This window comes from Acinetobacter sp. Z1, from assembly GCF_024296945.1.
GTDB lineage: Bacteria > Pseudomonadota > Gammaproteobacteria > Pseudomonadales > Moraxellaceae > Acinetobacter > Acinetobacter beijerinckii.
In genome coordinates this window covers 2,536,528-2,549,910 of sequence record NZ_CP101115.1, presented here as the reverse complement: position 1 = coordinate 2,549,910, position 13,383 = coordinate 2,536,528, and the positions used below count along the sequence as shown (strand labels likewise).

Genomic DNA, 13,383 nt, shown 5'->3' with positions numbered 1-13,383 from the left:
GAGAAATTGATTATGAATATGCCTGTTAAACTTGAATATTTTAAAAACCCAAAGAACCGTGATTTAACTGCTGCCGAATTAGACGCTTTTGCTCATGAACTTGATCAAATTAAACAAGATGTTTTAAGTGATTTAGGTGAAAAAGATGCCAAATATATTCGTCGTGTCTATTCTTCGATTCGTTACACGAGCGTATTAGGTCGTGCCTTGTTATTTGTTGGATGGTTTCCGCCTGCATGGTTGTTAGGTACAGGATTACTTGGTTTTGCCAAAATCATGGAAAACATGGAATTAGGTCATAATGTCATGCATGGACAATATGACTGGATGAATGATCCAAAATTTAATGGTCAAACCTACGAGTGGGATACCGTCGGTACTTCTGATAACTGGCGTCAAACGCACAACTATAAGCACCATACTTATACCAATGTAAAAGGCATGGATGATGATGTCGGTTATGGCGTATTTCGTCTGTTTCCTGAACAACGTTGGTCGAAATTCACCTTAATACAACCCTTATATATCGTGCCATTTAGTTTATTGTTTCAATGGGGCGTTGCGATTCAAAATCTTGAATTAGGTAAAGTCGTTTATAAACGTAAAACGATTGAACAATTTAAGCGTGAATGGCGTCCTGCGCAAAAGAAAATCATGAAGCAAATGTTTAAGGATTATGTATTCTTTCCACTGATAGCAGGTCCTTCTGCAATTCCTGTGTTTGCAGGTAATTTAGTGGCGAATGGAATTCGTAATGTTTGGACTTTTAGTATTATTTTCTGTGGTCACTTTACTAAAGATGTTGAGGTTTTCCCGAAAGCAGTTTTACAAAATGAAAGCCGTGGACATTGGTACATGCGACAGATTCGTGGTTCATCAAATTTAACTGGCTCGGAAGCATTTCATATTTTGACGGGACATTTGAGCCATCAAATTGAACATCATTTATTTCCTGATATTCCAGCGCGCCGTTATCGTCAGATTGCACCGAAAGTTGAAGCTGTATGTAAAAAATATGGCTTAAATTACAACAACGCAAGTTTCGTAAAACAATTTGGTGAAGTAGTAGGGCGTATTTTTAAATATGCATTGCCATTTAAGAAATAAACTTTAAATCAACACAAAGCCCTGAATGAAATATTCGGGGCTTTTTTATTACTTCTTCTTAGAAATCCACATCGTAATGGTTGCATGGAATACTTTTTGGTTGTGTTTGTCGAGTACATCAACATTCACTAAATATTCACCCGCTTTTTCCCAGTCGTAATTTTTTTCAACAGGCGTAGCGATTGCAATTAAATCGCTTTCTGCTTTTTTTAAATATTCAACAGTCATTCCTTTGGGAATCCAACGATGCGTTGCAGGCACAGTGACTTCTGTCATTGTGCCACCAGCAAGCTCAGCCATGTTACACATCGCGATCGCATGAACTGTACCAATATGATTTAGTACGCTGCGTTTTTTCTTGATGCTGATTTTGCAGGAGTTAGGTTTAAGCTCTTCAAACAGTGGTGAAATACTACTGAAATAGGGTGCTTTAAGACAAAGCATACGTGTGAATGTCCATTTTCCCGCAGGTAAGGCAGACGCTTTATTCCATAAATCTAATGTTGAAGCCATTTCATGATTCTCATTAACAGAATTAAATTCTTAAGAAGAATATAATTCTGTTTACAAGTAATGGTCAAGTCGTACACAATTGTCCCGACGATTGGTAAATTTAATTGAACTATGCAGAATGCCCAGCAATTATTAGAACGCGTATACCCACAGCGCAGGTCACTCTTAAAAAGACAAATTCTGTTAGATGCCTTGTCTTGTTTTCTTGAACATGGTTTAGATGCAACGAGCATTGAAATGATTCGAGATAAATCCGAAAGTAGCGTCGGTGCGATTTATCATCATTTTAAAAATAAAGAAGGTGTTATTGCTGCGTTGGTTTTTACTGCTTTAGATGATCAAGCATTGTTAAGAGATCAATATTTAGAAAATGCTCAATCATTACAAGAGTTAGTACGTGCATTAATTTATAGCTATATCGACTGGGTGTCTGATCAGCCTCAATTTGCTAAATTTTTAGTATTTGCTCATTTTTCAGTAACGCAAGGTGAGCATCGCTCGTTATTGAATGAAAAAAATAAAATGAGAAATAAAAATATCAGTCATCATATTTCACAGCTTCAGCATGCTGAATTACTCAATGCAGTACCCGCTGAGTTGATGATGTCATTGGTGATTGGACCAACTGAAAATTATTGTCGTGCTTGGTTATCTGGAAAAGTTGTGAGTAATCCTCGTATTTATCGAGAAGCTTTGGCTCAAAGTGCTTGGGATTCATTACAGAATTTGAAAAATAAGATTGAAAATGAGGATTGATGATGACTAAACAAAAGCGTGAGTTTAATGGTTTTTGCTTATGCGGGGCTGTCGTATTTAAAATTAGAGTAGATGAAATCAATACAATTTACCGCTGCTTTTGTAGCCTATGCCGAAAACAAAGTGGAGCAGTATCAAATACAGCGACTTTAATAAAAACCAATTTATTTAACTGGGAAAAAGGTCAGCAATTGATTCAGACTTATAAAAAGGAGACTGGTTTTACGAGCTCTTTTTGTAAATTATGTGGTTCTCCAGTGCCAAATAAATTAAGCAGTGATCCAAATGTAATGTGGATTCCCTTAGGGTTATTACAAGAGAATTTTATCCCTACACACGAATTAAATTTTTGTATAAATTCCAAACAAGATTGGTCTACAATTCATAATCAACCACTTTGTTTTGATGAGTTACCTGATCGCAGCGATTTTAATAATTACTTTCAACTCAATGAATAAAAAGCAGAAAACAAATTGTTCTCTGCTTTTAGAATCATCAGTTTAATTTATTTAAATTGAATCGAACCATTTGCATTAACGATAATTTTAGATTCCCCAGCTGCCATATCTTGAGCAGGAGCAGCTTCAGCCATCGCAAATTTAGCCATACCACCACGCATAACAGGCTGTGGGAAATAGTTACTGGTATTCAAGTTCAAACTAACAAGATTATATTGAGTTTTATTCCATGCTTGAGTAATTGCTAAAGCACGTTGTTGGAAGTTTTTTGATGCTTCAATCATCAACTCATTTTCAACTTTTTTCCGTTGCTCATCTGACACAGTGAAATTGATAGATTGGGTTTGGAAGCTTTGCTGTAATTCACTAATGAGTTGGCTTGCAGCTTTAAAATCCTTACTTTCGAGTTGAATTTCTGCACGGGCACGCCACTCCTTAAGTTTCTGATTATCATTGTCGTAGACAGGATAAGTACTTTGGGTACCTGTTTCGACTTTCACTTGTGAGTATTTACGAGCAATCGCCTGAGCCTGATTCATCAATTGATTAATTTGATTAGATAGCTCAGCAGGTTGTTTATTGCTTTTCTCAATATAGAGTACGGCACGCATTTCATCATTTGCGACTTGGCGTGAAGCATCTGCTTGGATATTGACGATATTATAATTTAAGCTTTCTGTTTCTTGAGCAAAAAGGGAAGGGCTGAGTGCTGCGCCGATCATCATAGTCGCAAGTGCTAAAGTACGCATAAAATATTCCTTAAAATTTGGTATAGAAAATTTATTTTTTACAAGATTGATATTAAAAAGAACTCATGTTGAACTTCGGCATATTTTGTGGTGTCTTTGTAATAGATTAGCAGTGTTTTGCAACAGAAAAATAATTTAAAAGTTTTTAAAAAATAATGAATTAAGTCGATTGTTTTGACCATTCATCTAAAAAAAATAATGCAGTTAAAAAAAGCTTACTTTCTTTCGCTTGTCACATAGTATGATGATAATCCATCATAGTTATTGGAAAGAAACATTTTTTCAATAAGATTAGATAAATGTAAGGCATAAAAGTATTTATTTTCTTTCAAAATTAGGTATCATCTCGCTCCTAGTTGAAAGATATAAATAAGTGTCTGCACTAGTTTCTAAAAAGCACCGAGTCAAACGACCGCAAGTCACCAGACTTATTTCTTTTACCCATATCAGAGATGGTAATTCGATATGAGCGTTACTTCCGTAAACCCTGCCGCTAATGCAACCAACGAATACTATCTGACTCGCCAAAGCCAGATGGAATCGAATGTTCGTAGTTATCCACGTAAATTACCGTTAGCGATAGCGAAAGCACAGGGCTGCTGGGTTACTGATGTTGAGGGTACACAATACCTCGACTGTTTAGCTGGGGCAGGAACATTGGCTTTAGGTCATAATCATCCTGCGGTGATTCAAAGTATTCAAGATACATTGGCAAGTGGCTTGCCATTGCATACTTTAGACTTAACGACTCCTTTAAAAGATGCGTTTACTGAAGCGCTTTTGGCTCATTTGCCTGGCGGTAAAGAAGAATATTGCTTACAGTTCTGTGGTCCTTCTGGTGCAGATGCGACTGAAGCAGCCATTAAGCTAGCAAAAACTTATACTGGTCGCAGTTCAGTGATCAGCTTCTCTGGTGGATACCATGGGATGACTCACGGCTCACTTGCAATGACAGGTAACTTGTCTGCAAAAAATGCTGTGAATGGTTTAATGCCAGGCGTTCAATTTATGCCGTATCCGCATGAATACCGTTGCCCACTTGGTTTAGGTGGTGAAGCGGGTGTTGATGCGTTGACTTACTTCTTTGAAAATTTCATTGAAGATGTAGAAAGCGGTGTAACCAAACCTGCTGCTGTAATTCTTGAAGCGATTCAAGGTGAAGGTGGTGTGGTAACTGCGCCTGTGAAGTGGTTACAAAAAATTCGTGAAGTGACTGAAAAACACAACATCGTTTTAATTTTGGACGAAGTTCAAGCTGGTTTTGCACGTTCAGGTAAAATGTTTGCCTTTGAACATGCAGGTATCGAGCCTGATGTTGTGGTGATGTCAAAAGCTGTAGGTGGTGGTTTACCACTTGCTGTACTGGGTATTAAACGTAAGTTTGATGCTTGGCAACCAGCAGGTCATACGGGTACTTTCCGTGGTAACCAGTTAGCTATGGGTACAGGTTTAATGGTTTTAAAAACCATTTCTGAACAAAATTTAGCTCAAAATGCGCAAGAGCGTGGTGATTTCTTACAAGCAGAGTTCAAAAAACTTGCTCAAGAATTCCCATGTATCGGTAATGTGCGTGGTCGTGGTTTGATGCTCGGCGTTGAAATCGTTGATGAGCGTAAACCTGCAGACCATATGGGTTCACTTCCTGCTGATGCTCAATTAGCTGCGGCGATTCAAACTGCATGTTTCAACAATAAGTTATTACTTGAGAAAGGTGGTCGTAACGGTACGGTAATTCGTTTACTTTGCCCATTGATTATCAATCAAGACGAATGTGTTGAAGTTGTAGCTCGCTTCAAAAAAGCGATTGCTGAAGCATTAAAAGCAGTACGAGGCTAATCCATGGTTGATTTTGCAGAACATCGTAAGGCGTTACTCTGCAATGATGCTCAATCTATTGCTGACTATGAGTCAGCAATGGGCGAGGCGGTTCAAGCCGTTTCAGCATGGTTGCAAAACGATAAAATGTACACTGGCGGAAGCATTAAAGATTTGCGTGCAGCAATCTCTTTTGCACCTTCAAAAGAGGGTTTAGGTGTACAGCAATCATTACAACGTATGGTTGAGCTTTTCCTCAACAAAAGCTTAAAAGTACATCATCCACATTCACTTGCACACTTACACTGCCCAACCATGGTGATGAGCCAAATTGCGGAAGTGTTAATCAATGCAACCAATCAATCTATGGACTCATGGGATCAAAGCCCAGCGGGTTCATTGATGGAAGTTCAGTTGATTGATTGGCTACGCCAAAAAGTAGGCTACGGTGCTGGTCAAGCAGGTGTGTTCACTTCAGGTGGAACACAGTCTAACTTGATGGGTGTATTGCTTGCGCGTGACTGGTGCATTTCGAAAAACTGGAAAGACGAAAATGGCAAGCCATGGTCTGTTCAGCGTGATGGTATCCCAGCTGAGGCAATGAAAAACGTCAAAGTCATCTGTTCTGAAAATGCACACTTTTCTGTGCAAAAGAACATGGCAATGATGGGCATGGGCTTCCAATCAGTTGTAACTGTTCCTGTGAATGAAAATGCACAGATGGATGTTGATGCACTAGAAAAAACTATGGCGCATCTTCAATCTGAAGGCAAAATCGTAGCCTGTGTTGTTGCAACAGCGGGTACGACAGATGCTGGTGCAATTGATCCACTCAAGAAAATCCGTGAAATTACCAATAAATTTGGTTCTTGGATGCATATTGATGCCGCTTGGGGTGGTGCACTGATTCTTTCAAATGATCATCGTGCAATGCTAGATGGTATTGAATTATCAGACTCAATCACACTGGATTTCCATAAGCATTATTTCCAAAGCATTAGCTGTGGCGCTTTCTTATTGAAAGACGAAGCAAACTATCGTTTTATGCATTATGAAGCAGAATATTTAAACTCTGCTTATGACGAAGAACACGGTGTACCTAACCTCGTGTCTAAATCATTACAAACGACACGTCGTTTTGATGCATTGAAATTATGGATGACAGTCGAAGCATTAGGCGAAGAGCTTTATGGTTCAATGATTGATCATGGTGTGAAATTAACACGTGAAGTTGCTGATTATATTAAAGCAACTGCTGGTCTTGAATTGTTGATTGAACCTCAGTTTGCCTCAGTTTTATTCCGCGTGGCACCAGAAGGTTATCCAACTGAATTTATCGATAGTTTGAACCAAAACGTAGCAGACGAATTGTTTGCTCGTGGTGAAGCAAATATTGGTGTGACTAAAGTGGGTAATGTTCAATCATTGAAGATGACCACTTTAAGCCCAGTTGCAACGCTTGAAAACGTACAGAACTTGCTTGCACTTGTGCTTGCAGAGTCTGATCGTATTAAAGATGCGATTGTTGCAGGAACTTATGTTCCAGCCATTGATTAATTGCAATTTAATTTATTAAAAAAGAGGTCTTTAATAGACCTCTTTTTTATTTATAAATTTATATAAAGTAATATTAAGCTGCAAAAATTGGACTGAAACCCATTTTTCGGAGCAGTTTTCGGTACATACTAGAACTACGGTCAGCAGGAAAATGTGCCTCCATCGACAGGTCTAATGGGAGATATTCAGGCTTTTGAGTTTCGACAATTAGTCGGTCTTCTTCAAATATCGCTAAGTTGAATTTATAAGCATCTTCAACAGGTAAATCTTTGTCATAATTTCGACAGATTGGTGCGAATAAGCGTGTTTCGCGGGCTGACATTGGACTCGCTGCATTCATAATGACTTGCTTGCTAGCATTGGGGAAATGGATCGTGAGTGTTGCTGTGAAGGGGAGAGTGATCTCAAAATGTCTTAACCATTGGAAACCTTCTTGTCCGCGCTGATCCATTCCGATTGGATAACGGCCAACACTGCTCACGTAATCTGCATCAAAACCATAGCTTGTCTCAGTGGTCGTATAATCGGGTACCTCAACATTATCGGGATCGCCAAAAGTATCAGGATGTACCCATGCAAAATGAGCGACATCAATAAAGCCTTCAAGCTGTCTTCCTGCAAAACAATTGAGTTCTACCGACGGGCAGACCAATTGTTGGAAATCTGAATCCTCCCAATATGGCATTTGTGGAATGGCGGGTAACGCATCTTTGTTTGCCATAAGATTGCACCAGATCAACCCATATTTTTCGATAGCAGCATATGTCTTTAAATGAAAGCGTTCAGATATTTTATGCTGTGGGTGCGCTGGAATCCGATTACATTTCCCATTTTCACCAAAACGTAAACCATGATAGCGACAGACTAATCCAAGACCATCATTGAGTCCTAAACTCAGAGGAACGCCACGGTGTGGACATGCATCTTTGGCGACAACCAACTCATTAGCCATTTTATAAATGACCAATGGCATATCAAGTAACTTGGTTGCTGTTGGTTGTTCAGTGATGTCTCTAGCTAAAGCTATCGGATACCAGTGCTGAGCAAGTAAGTACCAATCTTGCTCTGAAAATGTCATGTGAATGGGTAAATCTGGATTAAATGTCGTGATGGCTTTGCTATTCATGATCTTATCTTTCTACTCATTTAAACTGAATATAGATCAATAAGCTGTTCTAAGAAATTTAAATAAACTGAATGAAGTGTCGATATTTTTAGAACATTATTTAATTATTAGATAATAAGCTTGAGAAAAGAAAAACTTTTATATCTAGGGTCTGTTGACATTTGCTGTGCAAAAAAATAGCGAGAAAGTAAAATTCAATCGCCAAACCAAATTTACTCCTCGCTATGACTCGTACAATGCTGAATGATCAACACTGGTTAAAGCTGAAATCTATTGTCCACAATTTGGGGATCTACCTCAAACATAATCTTCGAAATTTTATTGAAGCCATTCTCTATAGAATTAGAACAGGTTGTCCTTGGCGAGATTTACCTGAATCTTTTGGTAAGTCCAACACCATATTTAAACGATTCACCAGGTGGTCTAAAGATAATAAGCTACTAAAAATATTTAAATTATTATCAAAACATGCTGATCTAGAATGGGTGTTTATTGATGCTAGCCATATTCGAGCACATCAACATGCTACAGGACTCAAGGATCAAGCTATTTCAAGAAGCATCGGTGGAAACAGTACTAAAATCCATTTAGCTGTGGATTCAAATGGGAACCCAATCCAATTTCTCATTCATGATGGCACCACCCATGATGTGAGTGTTGCACCTGCATTAGTCGATAGCATTGATTTAAAAGATACCGATGTGCTTTGTGCAGATAAAGGATATGACTCAGAATTATTGAGAGAGCAGATAGAAAAAACAGCGACTAAAGCAAATATTCCAAAGAAATCCAATACACGATCGAACAATGATTATATGGACTGGCACTTATATAAAATCAGGCACTTAGTGGAGAATACCTTTGCTAGACTCAAGCAATTTAGGGGAATTGCAACACGTTATGACAAGCTAAAGCGGAACTACGAAAATTCAGTTGCTTTAGCCTGTATATTTATTTGGCTACCGCTATGAAATGTCAACACACCCTAATATTTTAAGTACATTTAGATAAGAATCGAGTCTTTGGTTGAGAGATAATGGTTTTCCTAAAAATGTCATACAACATAAGTAAATAATCTCTGAATATTTCATACAGCATAATTTTTAACAATCGAGCATGAGTTTTTTTCTCTCAAGTGAAATCTACTATGTAATAATTCAATCAAGCACTGTAATTAAGGCTGTAAGTGTAATATTTTGAATTGTATTTTATCTATCATTAGTTATTGATATTTAAAGGTATTTAATTAAAAATTAGACTCTAAAACAATTATCATCAAAGCGTCACAAAGTTGTAACTTATTTGTCATATTATCTGATCAAAATGCAGTTAACCAAAGTACAACACTTGAATTTAAAAGAGTTGTAAATCAAATTGTATAAATGAGAGAAAACCGAATGCGCTTAAATCCACGTTATATCGCAATTGCATTAGCTGTATCTGGGGCAACAGTAGCGGGAACTGCAAATGCAGCTCGTGATACGATTCAAATTGCTGGTTCTTCAACTGTATTACCTTATGCGAGTATTGTTGCAGAAGAGTTTGGTAATACTTTCCCACAATTCAAAGCACCAGTTGTTGGTTCAGGCGGTTCTTCAGGTGGTTTGAAACAATTCTGTCAAGGCGTTGGTGACAACACGATTGATATTGCTAACTCTTCACGTGCTATTAAAGATACTGAAATTGCTGCATGTAAAAAAGCTGGCGTAAACCAAATCCAAGAAATTAAAATTGGTTATGACGGTATTGTATTCGCGTCAAACGTAAAAAAAGCAGCATATAAATTAAAACCATATCACGTATTTACAGCGCTTTCTGCTCAATTACCTTCAAACGGTAAGCTAGTTCCAAACCCATATACAACTTGGAACCAAATTGATAAAGCATTACCAAATGAGCCGATTACACTGGTAATTCCTGCATCTAACCACGGTACTCGTGAAGTATTCCAAGAAAAAATGGTTGAAGCAGGTTGTGAAGCTTACGATTACTTCAAAAACTTAGACAAAGAAGAACAGAAAAAAGCATGTTCAACTTTCCGTAAAGATGGACGTGTAATTGAAATTGCAGGTGACTACACTGAGACACTTGCTCGCTTAAAAACTTCACCAAGTGCAGTGGGTGTATTTGGTCTTGGTTTCTATGACTTAAACCGTGACAAACTACGTGTTGCAACAGTAAACAATGTTGTACCTTCTGAGAAAACGATTTTAAGTGGTCAATATCCAGTTTCTCGTCCATTATTCTTCTATGTGAAAGGCGAGCACTTAAAATCAATTAAAGGTTTACCACAGTACGTAGAATACTTCTTAAACAAAAAAGTATCTGGTAAAGGTTCTAAATTAGAAAAATCTGGTTTGATCGCATTGAATGATAAAGAACGTGCAAAAATTCTTGCTGACTTCAAAGCTGGTAAATCAGTTAAATAAATTGACTTAATAATTGAGGCTGGTGAGACAACTTGTTCATCGGCCTTTTTGTCTAGCTAAGTTTTTTCAAATCATGAAAATTGAGAAAACAGTGGAGATTACATGAATCTGCTACTTATCGGTGTGTTACTAGCCCTTGTGGCAATTGCATACCAAATCGGGCTGAGTAAAAGCCGTAACCTAGCAGGTAAGGGAAATAACTCAGTAGCACTACATTCTCGTCCTGTTTATTACGGGGCTTTGGTTGCCTTGTGGTGTGGTATTCCTGCTTTTTTGATTTTGATCATTTGGAACTTGGTTGAGCCAAGTGTATTACAACATATTATTTTTAATAACATCCCAGCATCTGTCAGTGCCACTCTAGATGAAGCAGGACGTGATGTTTTAATTGATCGTGTTCAAGCGATTGCTTCTGGTTTTGGGGTTACAGATCAAGCAGCTGCATATGAAGTGGCAGCTGCTCAACAGCTAGCTAAATTTCAAACCATTGGCACTTTTGCCAAGCTAGCTGTCGTGATCAGTGCTGCTTTGGCTGGTTTAGTTTGGGCTAAAAAACGAATTAGCCAACAATACCGTGCGCGTAATCAAGTAGAAAAAGCAATTAATACAGCTTTGATTTTATGTTCTGGTGTTGCCATTCTCACTACCATCGGTATTGTACTTTCAATGCTGACTGAAGCTTTACACTTCTTTAAGTTTGTTAGCCCTGTTGATTTCTTCTTCGGTACTGAGTGGAATCCCGGTTTTAGCACTTCAGGAAATGCAGAAGGTAGTTACGGTATTCTCCCATTAATTTGGGGTACTTTGATGGTCAGCGGTATCGCACTATTAGTAGCGGTGCCTGTTGGTTTGATGATTGCAATTTATTTAGCAGAATATGCTTCTCCTCAACTGCGCTCTTGGGCAAAACCGACCATTGAAGTCCTCGCTGGTATTCCAACGATTGTTTATGGTGTATTTGCACTGATGGTGATTGGACCATTCTTTAAAATGGTTGGTGAAAGCGTCGGAATCAACATTAATGCAACAAGTGCATTAACCGCTGGTTTTGTTATGGGCATCATGATTATTCCGTTCGTATCTTCGTTATCTGATGACATTATTACGCAAGTTCCACGTTCTCTACGTGATGGTTCTTTAGGTTTAGGTGCAACAAAATCTGAAACGATTCGTCAAGTTGTTCTACCTGCTGCTTTACCAGGTATTACGGGTGCATTCTTACTTGCGGTATCTCGTGCGGTTGGCGAAACCATGATTGTGGTTCTTGCTGCAGGTAATAGCCCATTACTACATGCCAACCCATTAGAAGCTGTTTCTACGGTTACTGTGACTATTGTTAAGCAATTAACAGGTGATACAGATTTCGCAAGTCCACAAGCTTTGGTTGCATTTGCTCTAGGTTTGACTTTGTTTGTCATTACTTTGGGTTTAAACATTATTGCACTGTACATCGTGCGCAAATATCGTGAGCAATACGAATGAGTTCATCAAAGACATCTCCTTTGGATCAAAATGCATTTGATCCTCAAGTAGCTGCTGAACAACGTGAACAGCGCAAAAATAGAATCCAAAGTTCTCTGGCTAAACGTCATCGCAAAGAAAAAGCTTTCCGTTATGCAGGTTTTTCGGCTGTGGTGATTGGTCTTGCTTTTGTGGCATTGTTATTCGGTAGTATTTTATCAAGAGGTTTACCTGCTTTTTGGCAAAGCAGTCTCACTGTTCCAGTTTATTTTGATCCTACCATTATTAATGTTGGTCCTAAGCCGAAACAAACAGCTGGTGAGTCTCCAGCGCATTATGAAGAGCGCTTTGTCGCTTGGCAAACTGAGATGGGAATGGTCGATTGGGATGGTCTCATCGTAAATGGTATTATTGCTAAAGATCCGTCACTCGAATCTCAGCGCGATTATTTATCAAGTATGTATACTAGTTCAGAAGCTTATCGTTTGCGTGATATGGTTTTTGCAAATCCATCTTTGATTGGTACCAAAGAAAATATTAAGTTTTTGGCTGATGCCAATATCGATGTTTGGTTATCTGGAAATATTGACCGCTCATTACCTGATGATCAGCAGCAACTTGACCCAGAAGTACGTCAACTTGCAGATCAATTAGAAGCGAAAGGCATTATAGGCAGTACCTTTAATACCAATTTATTTGTTAGCCCTGATTCTCGTAGTTCACCTGCAACAAGTGGTTTGGCAGGTGCATTTATGGGTTCATTATTCATGATGTTAATCGTCATTATTATCTCAATTCCGATCGGTGTTGCGAGTGCGATTTATCTTGAAGAATTTGCTCCTAAAAATTTCATGACAGATATTATCGAAGTTAATATTAATAACTTGGCAGCCGTTCCTTCGATTGTCTTTGGTTTGCTTGGTGCTGCAATTTTCATTGGTTGGATGCAACTTCCACTTTCAGCTCCATTGGTCGGTGGTTTGGTATTAAGCTTAATGACCTTGCCGACAGTGATCATTACTACACGTGCATCATTAAAAGCAGTTCCACCTTCGATTCGTCAAGCAGCTCTTGGTTTAGGCGCATCAAAAGTGCAAACTGTTTTTCATCATGTATTGCCATTAGCTTTACCAGGCATCATGACAGGTTCAATTATTGGTGTAGCACATGCATTAGGCGAAACTGCTCCTCTATTATTGATTGGTATGAGTGCTTTCGTAGCAAGTGTTCCTGCAACACCGTTAGATCAAGCAACAGCATTACCAGTTCAAGTATATTTATGGCAGGGCAATGAGTTGCGTAACTTCTTTGAAGGAAGAACGGCAGCAGCGATTATTGTGTTATTAGCATTAATGATCGGTTTAAACAGCCTTGCAATTTGGCTTCGTAAGAAATTTGAAGTGCGTTGGTAG

At 38.4% G+C, this 13,383-nt stretch carries 12 protein-coding genes; 9 read left to right on the top strand and 3 right to left on the bottom strand.

Annotated features, from left to right (window positions below; genetic code table 11):
* The first annotated feature begins 12 nt into the window (after positions 1 to 12).
* On the top strand, positions 13 to 1,107 hold the full coding sequence (locus tag NGC85_RS11965) for an acyl-CoA desaturase (RefSeq protein WP_254731460.1): 1,095 nt from the start codon (positions 13 to 15) through the stop codon (positions 1,105 to 1,107).
* Positions 1,108 to 1,155: 48 nt separating this feature from the next.
* On the opposite strand, the gene NGC85_RS11960 is transcribed toward NGC85_RS11965, so the two are convergent.
* Positions 1,156 to 1,620, bottom strand: coding sequence for a hotdog fold domain-containing protein (locus tag NGC85_RS11960; protein ID WP_254731457.1), 465 nt, complete (start codon positions 1,618 to 1,620; stop codon positions 1,156 to 1,158).
* A 111-nt stretch (positions 1,621 to 1,731) separates the two neighbouring features.
* On the opposite strand from NGC85_RS11960, the gene NGC85_RS11955 reads away from it, so the two are divergent.
* Together NGC85_RS11955 and NGC85_RS11950 are read left to right on the top strand one after the other, a co-directional pair.
* Complete coding sequence (locus tag NGC85_RS11955) at positions 1,732 to 2,376, top strand: TetR/AcrR family transcriptional regulator (protein WP_254731454.1); 645 nt, start codon at positions 1,732 to 1,734, stop codon at positions 2,374 to 2,376.
* A gap of 2 nt (positions 2,377 to 2,378) precedes the next feature.
* Entirely contained in the window at positions 2,379 to 2,834 is a 456-nt protein-coding gene (locus tag NGC85_RS11950; protein WP_254805598.1) for a GFA family protein, read from the top strand.
* A gap of 47 nt (positions 2,835 to 2,881) precedes the next feature.
* On the opposite strand, the gene NGC85_RS11945 is transcribed toward NGC85_RS11950, so the two are convergent.
* A complete protein-coding gene (locus NGC85_RS11945; protein WP_005056250.1) occupies positions 2,882 to 3,583 on the bottom strand; it encodes an SIMPL domain-containing protein in 702 nt (233 codons plus the stop codon).
* 465 nt (positions 3,584 to 4,048) lie between these two features.
* Between NGC85_RS11945 and NGC85_RS11940 the strand changes: the two genes are divergently transcribed.
* Positions 4,049 to 5,419: a diaminobutyrate--2-oxoglutarate transaminase gene (locus NGC85_RS11940; protein ID WP_005057275.1), complete on the top strand. Its 1,371-nt coding sequence runs from the start codon at positions 4,049 to 4,051 to the stop codon at positions 5,417 to 5,419.
* Between the two features lie 3 nt (positions 5,420 to 5,422).
* Entirely contained in the window at positions 5,423 to 6,955 is a 1,533-nt protein-coding gene (locus NGC85_RS11935) for an aspartate aminotransferase family protein (protein ID WP_254731451.1), read from the top strand.
* A gap of 73 nt (positions 6,956 to 7,028) precedes the next feature.
* On the opposite strand, the gene NGC85_RS11930 is transcribed toward NGC85_RS11935, so the two are convergent.
* The gene (locus NGC85_RS11930; RefSeq protein ID WP_169109023.1) at positions 7,029 to 8,081 is read right to left on the bottom strand and encodes an aromatic ring-hydroxylating dioxygenase subunit alpha; all 1,053 of its coding nucleotides are present in this window, start codon (positions 8,079 to 8,081) and stop codon (positions 7,029 to 7,031) included.
* A 224-nt stretch (positions 8,082 to 8,305) separates the two neighbouring features.
* Here NGC85_RS11930 and NGC85_RS11925 point away from each other — a divergent pair, with 224 nt between their 5' ends.
* The 4 genes from NGC85_RS11925 to pstA all read left to right on the top strand — a co-directional run bounded on the left by NGC85_RS11925 (position 8,306) and on the right by pstA (position 13,383).
* On the top strand, positions 8,306 to 9,052 hold the full coding sequence (locus tag NGC85_RS11925; protein ID WP_254730381.1) for an IS5 family transposase: 747 nt from the start codon (positions 8,306 to 8,308) through the stop codon (positions 9,050 to 9,052).
* A gap of 426 nt (positions 9,053 to 9,478) precedes the next feature.
* Positions 9,479 to 10,510, top strand: coding sequence for a substrate-binding domain-containing protein (locus NGC85_RS11920; protein ID WP_005056243.1), 1,032 nt, complete (start codon positions 9,479 to 9,481; stop codon positions 10,508 to 10,510).
* A gap of 102 nt (positions 10,511 to 10,612) precedes the next feature.
* Positions 10,613 to 11,992, top strand: coding sequence for a phosphate ABC transporter permease subunit PstC (gene pstC, locus NGC85_RS11915; RefSeq protein ID WP_005057266.1), 1,380 nt, complete (start codon positions 10,613 to 10,615; stop codon positions 11,990 to 11,992).
* Positions 11,989 to 13,383 (top strand): phosphate ABC transporter permease PstA, encoded by a 1,395-nt coding sequence (pstA, locus tag NGC85_RS11910; RefSeq protein WP_005056239.1) that lies wholly within the window; start codon positions 11,989 to 11,991, stop codon positions 13,381 to 13,383. The genes pstC and pstA overlap by 4 nt, the downstream gene beginning before the upstream one ends.